This window comes from Quadrisphaera sp. GCM10027208 (genome assembly GCF_042658805.1).
GTDB lineage: Bacteria > Actinomycetota > Actinomycetes > Actinomycetales > SCSIO-59966 > SCSIO-59966.
The window spans coordinates 56,844-74,309 of the sequence record NZ_JBHSRC010000003.1 but is presented as its reverse complement, the minus strand read 5'-3'; the positions used below and the strand labels follow the sequence as shown (position 1 = coordinate 74,309).

The 17,466-nt window shown below is 74.8% G+C and carries 17 protein-coding genes; 7 read left to right on the top strand and 10 right to left on the bottom strand.

The window, feature by feature from the left end; translation table 11 throughout:
- The first annotated feature begins 7 nt into the window (after window positions 1-7).
- The 3 genes from hemE (at window position 8) to hemQ (ending at window position 3,281) form a co-directional block, all read left to right on the top strand.
- Window positions 8-1,054: a uroporphyrinogen decarboxylase gene (gene hemE, locus ACFP6A_RS05785; protein ID WP_379602298.1), complete on the top strand. Its 1,047-nt coding sequence runs from the start codon at window positions 8-10 to the stop codon at window positions 1,052-1,054.
- Entirely contained in the window at window positions 1,051-2,484 is a 1,434-nt protein-coding gene (hemG, locus tag ACFP6A_RS05780) for a protoporphyrinogen oxidase (RefSeq protein ID WP_379602297.1), read from the top strand. Before hemE ends, hemG begins: the two co-directional genes overlap by 4 nt.
- Before the next feature lie 89 nt (window positions 2,485-2,573).
- Window positions 2,574-3,281, top strand: a complete 708-nt coding sequence (hemQ, locus tag ACFP6A_RS05775; RefSeq protein WP_379602296.1) for a hydrogen peroxide-dependent heme synthase — start codon at window positions 2,574-2,576, stop codon at window positions 3,279-3,281.
- A 282-nt stretch (window positions 3,282-3,563) separates the two neighbouring features.
- Here the strand turns inward: hemQ and ACFP6A_RS05770 are convergent, their stop codons facing one another.
- Both ACFP6A_RS05770 and msrB read right to left on the bottom strand, forming a co-directional pair.
- Window positions 3,564-4,001 carry a GNAT family N-acetyltransferase gene (locus ACFP6A_RS05770; RefSeq protein ID WP_379602294.1) on the bottom strand — a complete coding sequence of 146 codons (438 nt, stop codon included), beginning with the start codon at window positions 3,999-4,001 and terminating at the stop codon, window positions 3,564-3,566.
- Between the two features lie 7 nt (window positions 4,002-4,008).
- A complete protein-coding gene (gene msrB / locus ACFP6A_RS05765) occupies window positions 4,009-4,428 on the bottom strand; it encodes a peptide-methionine (R)-S-oxide reductase MsrB (protein ID WP_379602292.1) in 420 nt (139 codons plus the stop codon).
- A 150-nt stretch (window positions 4,429-4,578) separates the two neighbouring features.
- Between msrB and ligD the strand changes: the two genes are divergently transcribed.
- On the top strand, window positions 4,579-5,553 hold the full coding sequence (gene ligD / locus ACFP6A_RS05760) for a non-homologous end-joining DNA ligase (protein WP_379602876.1): 975 nt from the start codon (window positions 4,579-4,581) through the stop codon (window positions 5,551-5,553).
- Window positions 5,554-5,570: 17 nt separating this feature from the next.
- On the opposite strand, the gene ACFP6A_RS05755 is transcribed toward ligD, so the two are convergent.
- The 3 genes from ACFP6A_RS05755 to ACFP6A_RS05745 all read right to left on the bottom strand — a co-directional run bounded on the left by ACFP6A_RS05755 (window position 5,571) and on the right by ACFP6A_RS05745 (window position 8,430).
- Window positions 5,571-6,623, bottom strand: a complete 1,053-nt coding sequence (locus tag ACFP6A_RS05755; protein WP_379602290.1) for an ion channel — start codon at window positions 6,621-6,623, stop codon at window positions 5,571-5,573.
- A 221-nt stretch (window positions 6,624-6,844) separates the two neighbouring features.
- The gene (locus tag ACFP6A_RS05750) at window positions 6,845-7,366 is read right to left on the bottom strand and encodes a hypothetical protein (protein ID WP_379602288.1); all 522 of its coding nucleotides are present in this window, start codon (window positions 7,364-7,366) and stop codon (window positions 6,845-6,847) included.
- Complete coding sequence (locus tag ACFP6A_RS05745) at window positions 7,363-8,430, bottom strand: ATP-dependent DNA ligase (RefSeq protein WP_379602286.1); 1,068 nt, start codon at window positions 8,428-8,430, stop codon at window positions 7,363-7,365. Before ACFP6A_RS05745 ends, ACFP6A_RS05750 begins: the two co-directional genes overlap by 4 nt.
- Before the next feature lie 39 nt (window positions 8,431-8,469).
- Between ACFP6A_RS05745 and ACFP6A_RS05740 the strand changes: the two genes are divergently transcribed.
- On the top strand, window positions 8,470-9,663 hold the full coding sequence (locus tag ACFP6A_RS05740; protein WP_379602285.1) for an alpha/beta hydrolase family protein: 1,194 nt from the start codon (window positions 8,470-8,472) through the stop codon (window positions 9,661-9,663).
- Between the two features lie 16 nt (window positions 9,664-9,679).
- Here ACFP6A_RS05740 and ACFP6A_RS05735 read toward each other — a convergent pair whose 3' ends face one another.
- Genes ACFP6A_RS05735 through ACFP6A_RS05720 form a run of 4 tightly spaced genes read right to left on the bottom strand, consistent with a single transcriptional unit; the run spans window position 9,680 to window position 12,553 of the window.
- Window positions 9,680-10,381: an LmeA family phospholipid-binding protein gene (locus ACFP6A_RS05735; RefSeq protein WP_379602283.1), complete on the bottom strand. Its 702-nt coding sequence runs from the start codon at window positions 10,379-10,381 to the stop codon at window positions 9,680-9,682.
- Window positions 10,378-11,154 (bottom strand): dihydrofolate reductase family protein, encoded by a 777-nt coding sequence (locus ACFP6A_RS05730; protein WP_379602282.1) that lies wholly within the window; start codon window positions 11,152-11,154, stop codon window positions 10,378-10,380. The genes ACFP6A_RS05735 and ACFP6A_RS05730 overlap by 4 nt, the downstream gene beginning before the upstream one ends.
- On the bottom strand, window positions 11,151-11,621 hold the full coding sequence (locus tag ACFP6A_RS05725) for a SufE family protein (protein ID WP_379602280.1): 471 nt from the start codon (window positions 11,619-11,621) through the stop codon (window positions 11,151-11,153). Before ACFP6A_RS05725 ends, ACFP6A_RS05730 begins: the two co-directional genes overlap by 4 nt.
- Window positions 11,618-12,553 (bottom strand): sulfurtransferase, encoded by a 936-nt coding sequence (locus ACFP6A_RS05720; protein WP_379602279.1) that lies wholly within the window; start codon window positions 12,551-12,553, stop codon window positions 11,618-11,620. Before ACFP6A_RS05720 ends, ACFP6A_RS05725 begins: the two co-directional genes overlap by 4 nt.
- A gap of 83 nt (window positions 12,554-12,636) precedes the next feature.
- On the opposite strand from ACFP6A_RS05720, the gene zapE reads away from it, so the two are divergent.
- Together zapE and ACFP6A_RS05710 are read left to right on the top strand one after the other, a co-directional pair.
- Window positions 12,637-13,704, top strand: a complete 1,068-nt coding sequence (gene zapE, locus ACFP6A_RS05715) for a cell division protein ZapE (RefSeq protein WP_379602278.1) — start codon at window positions 12,637-12,639, stop codon at window positions 13,702-13,704.
- Between the two features lie 41 nt (window positions 13,705-13,745).
- Window positions 13,746-15,632: an arylsulfotransferase family protein gene (locus ACFP6A_RS05710; protein WP_379602276.1), complete on the top strand. Its 1,887-nt coding sequence runs from the start codon at window positions 13,746-13,748 to the stop codon at window positions 15,630-15,632.
- Here ACFP6A_RS05710 and treZ read toward each other — a convergent pair.
- On the bottom strand, window positions 15,606-17,345 hold the full coding sequence (gene treZ, locus ACFP6A_RS05705) for a malto-oligosyltrehalose trehalohydrolase (protein ID WP_379602275.1): 1,740 nt from the start codon (window positions 17,343-17,345) through the stop codon (window positions 15,606-15,608). The two genes, ACFP6A_RS05710 and treZ, sit on opposite strands and share 27 nt — an antisense overlap.
- Window positions 17,346-17,466: the final 121 nt, after the last annotated feature.

Here is a 17,466-nt window from a genome sequence, read left to right as displayed (position 1 = left end):
TCCGGACGTGCGCGAGGACCTGCAGAACAGCCCGTTCCTGCGTGCGTGCCGCCGCGAGCCGGTGCCGTACACACCCGTGTGGTTCATGCGCCAGGCCGGCCGCTCGCTGCCGGAGTACCGCAGGGTCCGGGAGGGCACGACGATGCTCGAGGCTTGCCGGCGGCCCGAGCTCGTCACCGAGATCACCCTGCAGCCGGTGCGCCGCTACGGGGTGGACGCGGCGATCCTCTACTCCGACATCGTCGTCCCGCTCGTCGCCGCCGGGGTCGACCTCGACATCGTCCCGGGCACCGGGCCGGTCGTCGCCGAACCGGTGCGGGACGCCGCCGCCGTCCGGGCCCTGCCCCCGCTGGACGCCGGCCAGGTGGGCTTCGTCGCCGACGCCGTCCGGATGCTCGTCGCCGAGCTCGGGGCCACCCCGCTGATCGGGTTCGCCGGCGCGCCGTTCACCCTCGCCAGCTACCTCGTTGAGGGCGGTCCGAGCCGTCACCACGAGCGGACCAAGGCGCTGATGTACGGCGACCCGGCCACCTGGACCGCGCTGATGGAGTGGCTCACCGCGGTGACGACGACGTTCCTGCGCGCCCAGGTCGAGGCGGGGGCCAGCGCCGTCCAGCTGTTCGACTCGTGGGCCGGTGCGCTGTCCCTGGCCGACTACACCGCGCTGGTCCAGCCGTGGTCGGCCAGGGTGCTCGCCGGCGTCGCCGACCTCGGCGTGCCGCGGATCCACTTCGGCGTCGGAACCGGCGAGCTGCTCGGCGCGATGGCCGCGGCGGGCGCGGACGTCGTCGGGGTCGACTTCCGGGTGCCGCTGGACGAGGCCGCCCGCCGGGTCGGCCCCGGCCACGCGCTGCAGGGCAACCTCGACCCGGCCACCGTCTTCGCCCCGTGGGAGGCCGTCGCCCCGCGGGTCCTCGCCACCCTGCAGGCCGGCCGGGCCGCCGAGGGGCACGTGTTCAACCTCGGGCACGGGGTCATCCCCACCACCGACCCGGACGTGCTCGCCCGCGTCGTCGACCTCGTGCACGAGGCCAGCGCCGCGGACGGCCGGTGACCGCCGTGGACGGACGCCGTCCCCGGGTCGCCGTCGTCGGTGGCGGGATCAGCGGGCTGGCCGCGGCCTGGGCCCTGGACCGCGCCGGCGACTGCGACGTCGTCCTGCTCGAGCAGGCCGGACGCACCGGTGGGGTGCTCCGGCGGGCCCCGGTACCCGGCGCCCCCGGCGGGCTCGTCGTCGACGTCGGACCGGAGGCCGTGCTCGCCCGGCGACCAGAGGCACTGCGCCTGATCGAGGAGGTCGGGCTCGGGGAGGACGTCGAGCACCCGGTGACCACCCGCTCGTCGGTGTTCACCCGCGGCCGGCTGCACCCGATGCCGGCCGGCACCCAGATGGGCGTCCCCGGTGACCTGCAGGCCCTGCGCGGCCTGCTCACCGACGAGGAGGTCGCCCGGGCGGCCGCCGAGCCGTCGCTGGCGCACGACCCCGTCACCGGCGACGTCGACGTCGCGTCGTGGGTCGCCGGGCGGGTCGGCCCGGCCGTCGTCGACCGGCTCGTCGAGCCACTGCTGGGCGGCGTCTACGCCGGGCACGCCGGCCGGCTGTCGCTGCGGGCGACCGTCCCTGCGCTGTGGCCGGTCGCGACGTCCGGGACGTCGGTCGTGGAGGCGGTCGCGGCTCGATCCGGCGCGGGCGCGGGGACCGCGGCCGGAGGGCCGGTGTTTGCCGGCGTCCGCGGCGGGGTGGCCCGGTTGGCCGAGGAGCTCACCCGGCAGCTTGCCGCACGGCACGAGGTGCGCACCCGGGCCGCCGTCCACCGCCTTGAGGCCCCCGCCGGCGGCGGTTGGCGACTGTGGGTGGGCCCGCGGCCGGACCCGCAGGCGCTCGACGTCGACGGTGTCGTGCTCGCCGTGCCCGCGGGGCGGGCCGCTCGCCTGCTCGAGGAGGTGGCCGCGGACGCGGCCGGCCCGCTGACCGGCGTCCGGACGGCGAGCACCGCCGTGCTCACCGCCGTCCTGCCGCCCGGGACCCTCGACGGACTCGGCGACGGCGGCCCGCTGTCCGGGGTGCTCGTGCCCCCGGTGGAGGGCCGGCTGGTCAAGGCGATGACCTTCTCCAGCGCCAAGTGGGGATGGGTGGGCCAGGCGGCGGACGGTCACGACGTCGTCCGGCTCTCGGTCGGGCGGGAGGGGGAGCAGGCGGACCTGCAGCGGCCGGACGACGAGGTGCTCGCCGCCGCTCTCGCCGACGCCGCCGGCATCCTCGACCGACCCCTGCGCCCGGTCGCCACGCTCCTCACCCGCTGGGGCGGGGCGCTGCCGCAGTACGGCGTCGGCCACCTCGACCTCGTCGACCGGGTCCGGGACGCCGTCGCGCGGCACCGCGGTCTCGCGCTGGCGGGGGCGACCTTCGGTGGCGTGGGGCTCCCGGCCTGCGTCGCGACCGCGGAGGCGGCCGTGCAGGACCTGCTGGCCGATCTCGGCTGAGCGGCGCCGTCCGGGTCCCACCTCACGCCGAGCCCGCATGACGGGGGCCCACCACGTGATCGCGGGACGCGGCGGGGGAGAATGCGGGCATGGCCGAGAAGACCCAGCCGGGCCCCAGCGCCCGGGAGATCAACGACACGATCCGGTACACGATGTGGTCGGTCTTCCGGGCTCGCCCCGGCGCCCTGCCGGCCGACCGCGCGGACCTCGTCGCCGAGGTCGAGAACCTGCTCGCCGATCTCGGCGGCAAGGACCTCGTCGTCCGGGGCTGGTACGACGTCGCGGGCCTGCGCGCCGACGCCGACCTCATGGTGTGGTGGCACGCACCGGAGGTCGAGACCGTCCAGGACGCCTACCGCCGGCTGCGGCGCACCCGGCTCGGGCAGGGACTGGAGCCGGCCTGGTCCGTCGTCGCCCTGCACCGACCGGCCGAGTTCAACAAGGGCCACGTGCCGGCGTTCATGGCCGGTGAGGACCCGCGCGGCTACGTGTGCGTCTACCCGTTCGTGCGGTCCTACGACTGGTACCTGCTGCCGGAGGAGGAGCGGCGGACGATGCTGCGGGACCACGGGATGGCCGCGCGCGGCTACCCCGACGTCCGGGCGAACACCGTCTCCTCGTTCGCCCTGGGCGACTACGAGTGGATCCTCGCGTTCGAGGCCGACGAGCTGCACCGTATCGTCGACCTCATGCGGGACCTGCGGGCCACCGAGGCCCGGCGGCACGTCCGCGAGGAGATCCCGTTCTTCACCGGTCCGCGGGTGCCGCTGGCCGAGCTCGTCACCGGCCTGCCCTGACGCAGGCCACCTACCACCCAACCCCCGTCGTGATCATGCAATCCCGCCACCCCCGGCAACCCCCCGTGATCATGCAATCCCGCCACCCTGCCCCGGACCCTTCGTGATCATGCAGTCCCGCCACCCTGCATGACCTTTGCCCCGCTTTCAGAATGCTGGGTTAGGCACAGGTCTGCCGGCGTGTTGCGTCACCAGCGCAGCATTCTGTGCGCCGGACGGCGGCCTCTTGAGTGGCGGGATTGCATGATCACGAAGGGGGGTAAGGGGGTAGGGGGGTGGGGGTCAGGGGTCGCGGCGCATGGGGACGTGCGGGATGCCGTCCTCGAGGAACTCCGGACCGGTGGCGGTGAACCCGAACCGCCCGTACCACCCCGCGAGGTGCGCCTGGGCGTCCAGCACGACCGGTCGGGCACCGTGACGCGCCAGCACGTCACGTACCAGCGCGCCGGCCAGGCCCCGCCCGCGGACGGTCGGGTGCGTGACGACCCGCCCGACCCGGCGGACGTCGTCCGGCTCGGGGAGCACCCGCAGGTACGAGGCCACCGCGAGCCCGTCGTCGGGGACCCACACGTGCTCGGTGCCGGCCTCCACGTCCCGGCCGTCGAGCTCGGGGTAGGGGCACCGCTGCTCGACGACGAACACGTCGACCCGCAGCCGGACGATCGCGTGCAGCGTCAACGGGTCCAGCTCGGACCAGGCAGCCCGCCGGACCGGCCTCACCGGCCGCTCACTCCTGCGGCTGCAGCCGAATACTGACTCCGTTGATGCAGTACCGCTGGTCGGTGGGGACGTCGAACCCCTCGCCCTCGAACACGTGGCCCAGGTGCGAGCCGCACGTCGCGCACCGCACCTCGACCCGGCGCATGCCGAGCGAGAGGTCCTCGACGTACTCCACCCGGTCCTCGGCGAGCGGGGCGTAGAACGACGGCCAGCCGCAGTGCGCGTCGAACTTCGTCTCGCTGCGGAACAGCTCGGCCCCGCACGCCCGGCAGGTGTAGACGCCGACGGTGGTCTCGTGCTCGTACGGGCTCGTCCCGGGTGGCTCGGTGCCGGCCTGGCGCAGCACCCGGTACTCCTCCGGGCTCAGCCGGGCCCGCCACTCGTCGTCCGGGAGCTGCACGGGGTAGGTCTTGCCGGTGGACTCCATGACGCCATGACACCACGAGGTTCGCCGCCGGACACGACGAGGTTGCGCCGGCGAGCGGGCGCGGGCTGCCACGATGCACCGGTGGCCGGCGGCAGCGGGGCGGGACCCGCGGTGGTGCTCGAGGTGGACGGCCCGGACGGCGTCCGCCGGGTGCGGCTGTCCAGCCCCGACCGGGTGCTGTGGCCGGCGGTCGGGGTGACCAAGCTCGAGCTCGCGCGGTACGTGATCGCAGTCGGGGACGGTCTGCTCCGGGCGCTGGTGGACCGGCCCGTCACCCTGCAGCGGTTCCCCGACGGCGTCGACGGGGAGGCGTTCTACTCCAAGAACCCTCCGCGGGGCGTGCCGGAGTGGGCGCGGACGACGATGTGCACCTACCCGAGCGGACGCCGCCACCCCCAGCTCGTCGTCGACGAGGTGGCCACCGCCGTCTGGGCGGTGCAGATGAGCACGGTGACGTTCCACCCGTGGCCGATGCGCTCAGACGACAACGACCGCCCCGACGAGCTGCGCGTCGACCTGGACCCCCAGCCGGGTCGGCCGTTCGCCGACGTCGTCACGGCCGCCCGAGAGCTGCGCGTCGTCCTGCACGATGCCGGACTCACGCCGTGGGTCAAGACCTCCGGCTCCCGCGGGCTGCACGTGTTCGCCCGGATCCGGCGCACCCACGACGTGCTGGACGTCCGCCACGGGGTGATCGCCGCGGCCCGGGAGCTCGAGCGCCGCCGCCCCGACCTGGTCACGACCGCCTGGTGGAAGGAGCAGCGCGCAGACAAGGTCTTCGTCGACTTCAACCAGATGGCCCGCGACCGCACGATGGCCTCCGCCTACAGCCCCCGTCCGCTGCCCCACGCCCCGGTGTCGTGCCCCGTCACGTGGGAGGAGGTGGCGGACATCGACCCGGCCGCCCTGACGGTCCGGACCGTGCCGCAGCGGCTCGCCGAGGTCGGTGACCCGTGGGCAGGCCTGGACGACGCCGCCGGGGACGTCGGGACGCTGATCGGCTGGTGGGAGCGGGACCTGGACGCCGGGCTCGGGGAGGAGCCGTTTCCCCCCGACTATCCCAAGATGCCCGGCGAGCCGCCGCGGGTGCAGCCGAGCAGGGCCCGCCGTCCGGTGGAGGACTGAGCCGCGTCGCCAGCAGGTCAGGGGCTCAGCTGCGGGCGAAGGGGGTAGCCGTCATCAGGGCCGTCGGTGACGGCGTCCCAGGTCCACGCGTGCTCGGCGACGAGGGCGTGCAGCCGCCGCCGCCGCTGTGCCAGGGCGGTGTAGGCGGCGGACACCTCAGCGTCGTCGCGCAGCGGGACCCCCGCCGTCCGCAGCGGCGCCAGGTCGGGCACCGGCGGCACGTCGGCCGTCACCGGGCCGTCGGTGCTGTCCAAGGTGCGCACCAGCGCGTCGACGGCACGGTGCACCGACACCAGCACCGAGGGGTCTGGGGCAGCGTGCGGGCGGACGGCGTACAGCAGCAGGGTGGCGGCCTCGTCCACCGCAGCGGCCCGCACGGCCAGCTCGAGGCGCGGGTCCCCGGAGTGGAAGTAGTGCAGGACCGGGTACGTCGGGTGCCGCTCGACCGTCGTGAGCAGACCGGGGACCAGCTGCTGCAGGTCGCGCTCCAGGGCGGTGAACGACCCCCGGCCCCAGCCGCCGGTGACGATGCCGGTGGGACTGCCGCCCAGCCCCCACACCGACAGGGCCTGCTGACGGCGCTCGGTCGCCGCGGTCATCACCGGCACCAGGTAGGTGATGGACAGGGTGACCGTGAACAGCCCGTGCAAGGTGACGACGGGGGTGAGGACCTGCCAGACGCCGTCCCCGGGCACGTAGTCGCCCACCCCGAGGGTGAACAGGGTGAAGCCGGCGAAGTAGATGGTGCCGGTGAGGTCGGCCGGTGCCCGGGTGCTGGACTGCAGCACCGCGCCCGGTTCGGCGGCGAACACCAGCGTCCAGCCGACCCACAGCAGCAGCACCCAGGTACCCATCGTGGCGAGCAGCACCACCGTGCCGGCGGCCTTCAGGACCCACGACCGCGGCGAGCGGGCCAGTCGGCGGGCGAGCCACCACATCCCCGCGGTGACGTGCCGGGTCAGGAACCCGCCGCCGGCCGCGGGGGCCACGGTCGTGCGCAGCGCGTCGTAGGTGGCAGCCGACAGCAGCAGCACGCCGAGCACGAGCAGCACGACGCCGCCGGCAGTCACCACTCCACCTCCCGTGCGCCCTCATCGCACCGAAGGCGACGGGTGGTAAGCCTGGCACAGGGTGGGCGCTCGGGCTGAGGGTGGCGGGATTGCATGATCACGGATGGAGCGTGCGGGGGTGGCGGGATTGCATGATCACGGATGGAGCGTGCGGGGGTGGCGGGATTGCATGATCACGGGGAGGGACGGCGGGGGGAGGGGACGCGGGGGGGGGGGGGCAGTCAGCCGAGGAACGTCGTCCCGGCGTACACGTGCAGCACCGGGACGCCGAGCACGTCCCGGGCGCGCGAGGCCCAGTCCCGGTGGAAGGTGTCCTCCACCGCGTGCGGTCGGGTGACGACGACGACCTCGCGGGCGGCGAACCGCTGGACCGCCGACGTCAGCGCCGGCAGCGGGTCGTCCTCGGTGACCTCGCCGGTCGCCTCCACCCCCTGGCCCCGCAGCGCCTCGACGGACTCGGCGAGCGCCTGACCGGCCTCCTTCGGCTCGTCGGCGTGCCCGTGGTCCCGGCCGCGGATCGCGTCGAGGGCCTCCCGCAGCTCACCGAGGCTGAGGTGGTCGACGACGTCGGCGAGCAGGTTGCGCTCGGTGTCGGCCGGCACCAGCACCCGGTAGGTCAGCGTCTCGCCCTCGTGCAGGGCGCGGATCCGCGCGGCGTCCCCGTCGTCGAGCGCCTCCTCGGTGAGGATGACGATGGTGTCGGGGGAGGCCGGCACGCCCGGCTGCGGTGTCGACTCGGTCACCGCGGCAGGGTACCGGTGAGCACCCGCTCCAGGTCGTAGGCGACGGGGACGTCGAGCTGGTCGTAGCCGCACGAGCGCGGGTCCCGGTCCGGTCGCCAGCGCACGAACTGCGCGGCGTGCCGCAGCCGGTGCCCCTCGAGCTGGTCGTAGCGCACCTCGGCGACGAGCTCGGGCCGCAGCCGGACGAACGAGGAGTCCTTGCGGGCGGTGAACCGGTTCGGCTCACCCTGCCCGCGCACCACCTCGCCGCGGTCGTCGCGCAGCACGAACGGCTCGAGCTCCTCGAGCAGCTGGACCCGGCGGGCGGCCGTGAACGCCGACGCGCCACCGACCTGGCGCAGGGTCCCCTCCGCGTCGTACAGCCCGAGCAGCAGCGACCCGAGGCCGCGGCCGCTGGTGTGCACCCGGTACCCGACGGCGACGACGTCCGCGGTGCGCTGGTGCTTGACCTTGAGCATGGTCCGCTTGCCGGGGGAGTAGGTGGACGCCGCGCCCTTGGCGACGACGCCGTCCAGGCCCGCCCCCTCGAAGTCGGCGAACCAGCGCACCGCCTCGTCGCGGTCCCGGGTCACCTGGGTCAGGTGCACGGGCGCCCTCACCCCGGCCAGCGCCGTCTCGAGGCGCTCCCGGCGCTCCCGGAACGGCCGGCCGGTGAGGTCGTCGTCGCCGAGGGCGAGCAGGTCGAAGGCGACGAACGAGGCGGGGGACTCGCGGGCCAGCCGGTCCACCCGGGACGCCGCCGGGTGGATGCGCTGGGCCAGCGCCTCCCAGTCGAGCCGCTCGGCACCGGCAGGCCCGGTGCGCACGACGAGCTCGCCGTCGACGACGCACCGCTCGGGCAGCTCGCGCCGGACGGCGTCGACGACCTCGGGGAAGTAGCGGGTGAGCGGCTTCTCGCCGCGACTGCCGAGCACGACGTCGTCCCCGTCGCGGAACACGATGCAGCGGAACCCGTCCCACTTCGGCTCGTACACCACCCCGCCGGCCAGCGCGTCCGGCGCAGGCACCTCGGGCACCGACCTGGCGAGCATGGGGGACACGGGCGGGCTGACCGGCAGACGCATCCGGCCATTGTCCCGGCCGGCCCCGGTACCGTCACCGTCGTGTCCTCGACCGTCCCTCCCGCCCGGGCCGTCCTGCGCGCGGTGGCCCGCGGGGCCGTCGTCGGCGGCGGGCTGGCCGTCGCCACCGGCGCCGCGACGTCCACGGCGGCGGCCTACTTCGCCCGGCGGGTGGTGACCCCGGAGCGGCACAAGCCGGACGACGTCCGGGTGCTGTCCGTCGGTCCCGGGACGATCACCCTGCGCGCCGACCCGGACACCACCAGCCCCGGCCGGTACGGCATCTGGTTCGACCGCGGCCACGGGCACGCCCGCCTCGGCCGGGTCCTGGAGCGCGACGACCGGGCCGGCACCGTCACCCGGGTGCTCGAGCAGGTCGACTACGGCCGGGTCACCGTCGGCCCCGCCCGGTGGAACCAGTACTACGTCGCCGGCAACCCGACGACCGCGCTGCGGCTGGCGCACGAGGACGTGCTGGTCCGCTCCGACGCCGGGGAGCTGCCGACGTGGTACGTCCCGCCGTCCGCGCAGGTCGCGCCCCGCGAGGTGTGGGCGGTCCTCGTCCACGGCCGGGGCGCGACCCGCGAGGAGTGCCTGCGCGCGCTGCCGCTGCTGCACCGGCTCGGGGTACCGGCGCTCGTCCCGAGCTACCGCAACGACCCCGACGGCCCGTCCACCCACGGCGGTCGGCTGCACCTCGGCGACACCGAGTGGCTCGACGTCGAGGCGGCGGTGCTGCACGCCCTGGACTCCGGGGCCCGCGAGGTGGTCCTGTTCGGCTGGTCGATGGGCGGGGCGATCGTCCTGCAGCACGTGTCCCGGTCCTGGACCGCGGACCGGGTCCGGGCACTGGTGCTCGACGCACCGGTGATCGACTGGCGGTCCGTGCTCGACCACCACGCCCGGCTCAACCGGTTGCCCCGCCCGGTGGGGCGCCTGGGACTGGCCATGCTCGGACACCCCTCGGCCCGGCGGGTCGTCGGCGTCGACGGTCCGGTCGACCTGCGCCGGATGGACTGGGTGTCCCGCGCCTCGGAGCTGCGGCTGCCCGTGCTCATCGTCCACTCCGAGGACGACGAGTTCGTGCCGGTCGGTCCGTCCCGGCTGCTGGCCCAGCTGCGGCCCGACCTCGTGACGTTCGTGCCGTTCCGCGGTGCGCGGCACACCAAGGAGTGGAACGTCGACCCGGACCGCTGGGAGCGCGAGGTCGCCCGCTTTCTCCTGCGGCACCTGTGAGGTAGTCCCATCAGCGTCACCGGCTGAGCAGCACGTCCTCGCCGGTCAGGTGGACGGCGAACCCCTCGTCGGTGACCTCCACGGTCTGCAGGACGAGTGCCTCGGGCAGGCCCTGCACCGGTTGCCGGATGGTCGTCGCCGCTGCCGCCAGGTCCCCGAGCAGGTCGGCGAGCCAGTCCGGCCCACCGACGTCCACGGCGGTCGGGACGACGACCACCTCGCCGTCCTCGGCACGCACCGTGCCGGTGGCGACGACGTCGACCTGGCGTCCGAGCAGGGTCACCGTCCGCTCGACACGCACCTGGCCGGATGCTGTGGCGGACACCACCGTCCCGGGTCCGACCTGGTCGGCCACGACGTCGAACGGGACGACCGCGTCGGCCACCACCTGCCCGGCGCGAACCCCGTCGGACCCGAGCAGGACGTCGTCCGCCTCCAGTGACAGGTCGCGGAGCCTGCCGTCCGCGGCCAGCACGTCCGAGGAGCGCAGGTCCATCTCGCCCAGCCACAGCTCGCCGGCGGCCAGGTCCTCCGGTGCCCCCGGCGGCGCAGGCACCGGCGCGGCGGCGGCCGGGGAGCCCGCGTCGTCCGCGGGGCCCGCGCCGGAGGCCACGTCGTCCGCGGGCCGGCTGACCGACCAGAACAGCACCCCCGCGGCGACGACGAGGGCCAGCAGCAGCACGCCGACGCCGACCAGCACGCGCCGTCCGGTGCTCACGGCGCCGCGTCCGGCTCGTGGCGGACCCACCGGCCCAGGAGCGTGTCACCGGCGGCCAGCAGGTGCGCCAGGTGCACCGGCACGTCGACGGCCCCGCCGTTGAGCACCCGGGGGGCGTCCCCGGCCAGCAGCCGCGCCGTGAGGGTGAGGCACAGCTCGTCGAGGGCACCGGCCGCCGCGACCTGCCCGAGCAGCGTCGGCCCGCCCTCGCACAGCACCCGGCCGAGACCGCGCTCGGCCAGGGCGTCCAGCGCCCGCCGCAGGTCGACCCGCTCCTCACCGGCGACCAGGACCGCGTCCTGCCCGGCGCGCTCGGCCAGCCGGGCCAGGGTCTCGCGACCGGTGGCCCGGCAGGTGACGACCAGGGCCGGCCGGTCCCCCTCGAGCAGGTGCCCTGGCACGTCACCGCTCCGGGTGACGACCGCCAGCCGCGGCGTCGGGGGCATGCCGGCCGCGCTGCGGCGGGCGGCCAGGGCGGGACGGTGCCGTGGCAGCGAGTAGCCCTCCGCGCGGACCGTGCCGGCACCGACGAGGACGACGTCGGCGAGCGAGCGCAGCAGCACGAACACCCGGACGTCGGCGGGGTCGTTGATGGAGCGGGTCACCCCGTCCGGGCCGTGGGCGGCGCCGTCGAGGGTGGCGACCATGTTCGCCCGCACCCACCGCTCGGCGGGGTAGGCGTACAGGGCCGCGAGCTCGTCCTCGGCCGGGTCCACCGGGATGTGCCGGCCCGCCCGGTCGACCGGCCAGAGTGCCTGCAGCGGCACGCTCACGCCGGGTGCTGGCCCGCCACGGCGGCCCGCTCGGCCACCTGGCGCTTGATCCGGGCGAGCATCCCGGCCATCCCGCGCAGCCGCAGCGGGCTGACCGCCTCGGCGAGAGCGAGTCGCTGGGGGACGTCGTTCGGCACCGCCAGCACCTCGGCGGCGGTGAGCCCGTCGAGCCCCTCGTGCAGGATGCCGGCGAACCCTCGGGTGGTGGGCGACTCCTGCGGTGCGGAGAAGAACAGGCTGACCCGCGCGTCGTCCCCGGTCCCGTCGACCTCGGTGACGAGGAAGATCGGTGACTGGCACTCCGGTACCGGCTCGAGCAGCTCGGGGTGGTCGGCGTAGCGCTCCGGCAGGTCCGGCAGGTCACGGCTGAACTCCAGCAGCAGCTGGAGCCGGTCGGCGGCCGGCACGGCGGTGAAGTCCTCGACGATCGCGGCCAGCGCCTCGGGCAGGTCGTCCGTCGCCGTCATCGGCCGGGCCCCTTCCCGGGTGCCTTCCCGGGTGCGTCTGCCGGCACCTCTCCGGGCTCCTCGCCACGGACGATCGGGACGCGCACGGAGTTGCCCCACTCGGTCCACGACCCGTCGTAGTTGCGGACGTCCGGCCAGCCGAGCAGGTGCTGCAGGACGAACCAGGTGTGGCTGGAGCGCTCCCCGATGCGGCAGTAGGCGATGACCGGCTCCGCGGGGTCCAGGCCCTGCTCGTCCCGGTAGATGGCCTCGAGCTCGGCGCGGTCGCGGAACGTCCCGTCGTCGTTGGCGGCACGGGCCCACGGCACCGAGCGGGCGCCGGGGACGTGCCCGCCGCGCAGCGCTCCCTCGTCCGGGTAGTCCGGCATGTGGGTGCGTTCCCCGGTGTACTCCGCGGGGGAGCGGACGTCGACGAGCTGGCCGCCGAGGAACGCCAGGACGTCCTCCTTGTAGGCGCGGATCGGGGCGTCCTGCCGCTCGACGACGGGGTAGTCGGTGGGCGCCGGGGACGGCACGTCGGTCGTCATCGGCCGGCCCTCGGCCTGCCACTTGGCCCGCCCGCCGTCGAGCAGCCGCACGTCCGGGTGGCCGAACAGCGAGAAGACCCACAGCGCGTACGCCGCCCACCAATTGCTCTTGTCGCCGTAGAGCACGACGGTGGAGTCGCGGCGGATCCCCTTGGCGGACATCAGCCGGGCGAAGCCCTCGCCGTCGACGTAGTCGCGGGTGACGGGGTCGTTGAGGTCCAGGTGCCAGTCGATCTTGACGGCGCCGGGGATGTGGCCGGTCTCGTAGAGCAGCACGTCCTCGTCGCTCTCGGCCACGACCAGGCCCTCCTCGCCAAGGTGCTCGGCGAGCCAGCCGGTGGTGACCAGCCGTTCGGGGTGGGCGTAGCCGGCGAGCTTGGGGTCGTCGTCATACGGCAGAGCCACGCAGGCTCACCTCCGGTGTCGGGTCGGTCCGGTGCGGGCGGATTCGATCCTCTCACCTGCGGCGGTGGTTACGCTGCCCGGTCGTGAGCACGGACGGTCCGCAGCGCCTCGTCGACCGGCACCCCTCGCTCGGACCGGAGCGCCTGCTCGCCGAGCTCGTGCCGCCGCCGCGGTTTGCCGGGGTGTCCTTCGACACCTACCGGCCGGCCCCGGACCAGCCGTCCCAGGCCCACGCCGTCGAGCGGCTGCGCGAGTTCGCCGGCCGGCTCGAGTCCGCCGCGGGGTCGTCGTCCCGTTCGGTGCTGCCCGGCTGGCTCGGCGGCCGGCGGCGGTCCGCGGACCCCGGCCGGGCCGGGATCTACCTCGACGGCGGGTTCGGCGTCGGCAAGACCCACCTGCTGGCCTCGCTGTGGCACGCCGCGCCGGGGGAGAAGCGGTTCGGCACGTTCGTGGAGTACACGAACCTCGTCGGCGCGCTCGGGTTCCGCCCGGCCGTCGCGGCGCTGTCGACGAGCAGGCTCGTGTGCATCGACGAGTTCGAGCTCGACGACCCGGGTGACACCGTGCTGATGGCCCGGCTGCTCCGCGAGCTCGCCGACGCCAGGACGGCGCTCGCGGCGACGTCCAACACGCTCCCCGACGCCCTGGGGGAGGGGCGGTTCGCGGCCGAGGACTTCCTGCGCGAGATCCAGTCCGTCGCAGGGCACTTCGACGTCGTGCGCATCGACGGCGAGGACTACCGGCACCGTGGCCTGCCCGAGCCGCCCCCGCCGTCGACGGACGACGCGGTGGTCGCCGCGGCCCGGGCGGCGGGGCCGGGAGCCGTCCTCGACGACTTCGAGGACCTGCTGGCGCACCTGGCCATGGTGCACCCGAGCCGGTACGGGGCGATGCTCGACGGCACCACCGCGGTGTTCTGGCGTGGCGTGCGTCCGGTGGCCGACCAGAGCGTCGCACTGCGGCTCGTCGTCCTCGCCGACCGGCTCTACGACCGGGACCTCCCGATCGTCGCCTCCGGTGAACCGCTCGACCGGCTGTTCCCCGAGGAGATGCTGCGCGGCGGCTACCGTAAGAAGTACCGGCGGGCGGTCTCCCGGCTGACCGCGCTGGCCCGCGAGGGGCACGGTGACACGGCCCGCGGCCAGGGCTGAACCGAGTCGCCGATGACAGCGCACCGGTGAGGAGGACTTGCGTGGCACGGCGGTCATCGCTCCTGGTGACCCTGGCGGTCGCCGCCGCACTGGTCGCCGCCGGCCTCGGGCTGCACCGGGTGCTCTCGCCACCCGCGCCGCCCGTGCCTGCGCTGGCGGCCCCCGTCTCCGCCGCCTCCGGCACGGTCTCGGTGTTCCCGGCCCCCGGGACGCCGACGGCCTCGCCGGCCACCCAGCTGAGCTTTCGGGGGGTGGACGCGGACGGCCTCGGCCCGGTGCACGTCACCGGGTCGCGCAGCGGCGAGCACACCGGGGCCCTGCTCGAGCACTCCGACGACGAGGGGGTCTCCTTCGTGCCCGACGAGCCGTTCGTCGAGGGCGAGGAGGTCACCGTCGCCACCCAGCTGGCCGTCCGCGGCAGCGACGAGGGCCGGTACCGGTTCACCGTGGCGGTGCTGGGCGAACGGCCCGAGCTGAAGACCCCGCCGGTGTACGAGGGGGAAGCGGCTCCGACCGGTGACCCCCAGCTCGCACTGAGGCACGTGCGGGAGTTCGCGTCCGCGCCGGACCTGGAGCCACCGCAGGTGGAGGTGACGGGACCGGAGGCCGGCACCGTCGGTCCGGACGACCAGCGCACCCCGGGAGTGACCGTGCTCGGCGTGAAGAACGGGTACGGGCAGAAGGGGCCGATGCTGGTCGACGACGCCGGTGAGCCGGTCTGGTTCCACCCGCTGGACGGGGTGGACGCTCGCGACGTGAAGGTGCAGTCGTACCGCGGGGAACCGGTCCTCACGTGGTGGGAGGGCCTGGTGGGCACCGGCTTCGGCTACGGGGAGGCGGTCGTCGTGGACTACCGCTACCAGGAGGTGGCCCGCGTCCGGATGGGCAACGGCTACGACGCGGACCTGCACGAGGTGCTGCTGACTGACGACGGCACGATGCTGCTGATGGCCTACGAGCCGGTGCGGATGGACCTGTCGCAGCTCGGCGGCCCGCGGGACGGGCAGGTGCTCGACAACGTCGTCCAGGAGGTCGACATCGCCACCGGCGCCGTGCTCTTCGAGTGGCACGGGCTGGGCCAGGTGGACCTCGCCGAGTCCTACCAGGACCCCGCGGAGGCCGGTGACCGCTACGACTACCTGCACCTGAACTCCATCGACGTGGACGACGACGGCGACCTGCTCGTGTCGGCCCGGCACACCTGCGCCGTGTACTCCATCGACACCGAGACCGGCGGCGTCCAGTGGCGGCTCGGCGGCCGGCGCAGCGACTTCGCGATGGGGGACGACGCCCGGTTCCTCATGCAGCACGACGCACGGCGCACGGACGACGGCGCGATCACCCTGTTCGACAACGGCGGCACCTGCGGTGAGACACGGCGTGAGGTCAGCCGGGGGATCGCGCTCGACGTCGACGAGCAGGAGATGACCGCGACGCTGGTGCGCGAGCACCGGCATCCCGACGGCATCTTCAGTGAGAGCCAGGCCAGCTACCAGCAGCTGCCCGGCGGTGACGTGCTGCTCGGGTGGGGCAGCGTCGAGCGGTGGACGCTGATGGACGCCGACGGCCGGGTGCTGCTCGACGCCGCGGTCCCCGAGGACCTCGTCGTCACCTCCTACCGGGCCTACCGGGCCGACTGGAAGGGGGAGCCGACCACCCCGCCGTCCGCGGTGGTGGACGGCGACCGCGTCCACGTCAGCTGGAACGGGGCCACCGAGGTGGCCCGGTGGCGGGTCAGCGACGCGTCCGGGTCCGAGCTCGCGGCGGCGGACCGGGCCGGCTTCGAGACCGTGGTGCGGCTCCCGGCAGGTGACCGGACCGGTCCGCTGCGGGTGGAGGCGCTGGACGCCGACGGCCGGACGCTCGGCGCCACCACCGCCGAGCCGGTGCCGGGCGCAGGCTCACCCGGCGCGCAGGACGGCGACTGACTCACCGGGCAGCAGCACACCACCGTCCCCGAGCTCGACGTCGTCGTCCCAGGCGACGAGCAGCTCCGGTTCGGAGACGTCCAGCGGGAGGGTGCGCGGCTCGGCGCCCACGTTGAGGGCCACGCGCAGGTCGCCGCGGGCCACGACGACCCAGCCCTCGTCGTCCGAGTGTGCTACCGACACCGCGCGCAGGTCCCCGGATGTCAACGCCGGCTCCTCCCTCCGCAGGGCGATCAGCGTGCGGTACCACCGGAGCACCCGGTCGTGCGGCCCGGTCTCGAGCTCGTCCCAGCGCAGCACCGACGCGTCACGGGTGGTGTGGTCCTGCGGGTCCGGGATGCTCTCGGCGTCCCAGCCGTGCTCGGCGAACTCCCGCCGCCGGCCCTGGCGGATCGACTCGGCGAGCTCGGGCTCGGCGTGGTCGGTGAAGAACTGCCACGGGGTCGACGCGCCCCACTCCTCACCCATGAACACCATCGGGGTGAACGGGCTCGTCAGCACGAGCGCCGCCGCGCACGCCAGCAGGCCGGGGGACAGGTACGCCGAGGGGCGGTCGCCGGTGGCGCGGTTGCCGACCTGGTCGTGGTTGGCGGAGTAGGCGAGGAACGCCGTGCCCCGGTGACGCGCCGGGTCGACCGTCCGCCCCCACCGCTGGCCGCGGAACGTCGAGAACGTCCCGTCGTGCAGAAAGGCGCGGGTCAGGACCTTCGCCAGGACGTCGGTGGAACCGAAGTCGCAGTAGTAGCCCTGCCGCTCCCCGGACAGCAGCGCGTGGATGGCGTGGTGGACGTCGTCGTCCCACTGCGCGGTCATGCCCAGCCCGCCCTCGGCGACCGGCTCGATCATCCGCGGGTCGTTGAGGTCGGACTCGGCGACCAGGCCCAGCGGCCGGCCCAGCCGGTCGGCGAGGTCCGCGGTCTCCCGCGACAGCTGGGCCAGCAGGTGCTCGGCGGAGTCGTCGACGAGCGCGTGCACCGCGTCCAGCCGCAGGGCGTCAACGTGGAACTCGGCGAACCAGCGCAGGGCGTTGTCGACGACCCACCGGCGGACGTGCTCGCTGCCCTCGTCGTCGAGGTTGACCGCCTGCCCCCACGGCGTGTGGTGGCGGTCGGTGAAGTACGGGCCGAACCGGGACAGGTAGTTCCCGCTCGGGCCGAGGTGGTTGTAGACGACGTCGAGGCACACCGCCAGACCGCGCCGGTGGCAGGCCTCGACGAAGCGCTGCAGCGCCGCCGGTCCGCCGTACGGCTCGTGCACGGCGTACAGGGCCACCCCGTCGTAGCCCCAGCCCCAACGGCCCGGGAACGCGGCGACCGGCATCAGCTCGACCACCTCGACACCGAGGTCGACGAGGTGGTCGAGCCGCTGCGCCGCGGCGTCCAGGGTCCCCTCGGGGGTGAAGGTGCCCACGTGCAGCTCGTAGAACAGCCGCCCCCGGACGTCGAGGCCGGCCCATCCGTCGTCCCCCCACTCGTGGCGGCCGGTGTCGAACACCCGGCTCGGGGCGTGCACGCCGTCCGGCTGCCACGGGCTGCGTGGGTCCGGGGTCGGCTCCCCGCCGTCCAGCCGGAAGGCGTAGTCGGTGCCGTGGCCGGCGTCGGGCACCTCGACGGCCCACCACCCGTCGTCCTGACGGGTCATCGGGTGCAGGCTGCCGGACAGGTCGACGTCGACGCGGGTGGCGTCAGGGGCCCAGACGGTGAACCGGTGCATGGCGCAACCCTGTCCGGTCACGCCGCCCCCCGCCACCCCACAACTCGTCCGTGATCATGCAATCCCGCCACCCCCCGCCGCCGACCCCCACGCCCCCCTGTTCGTGATCATGCAATCCCGC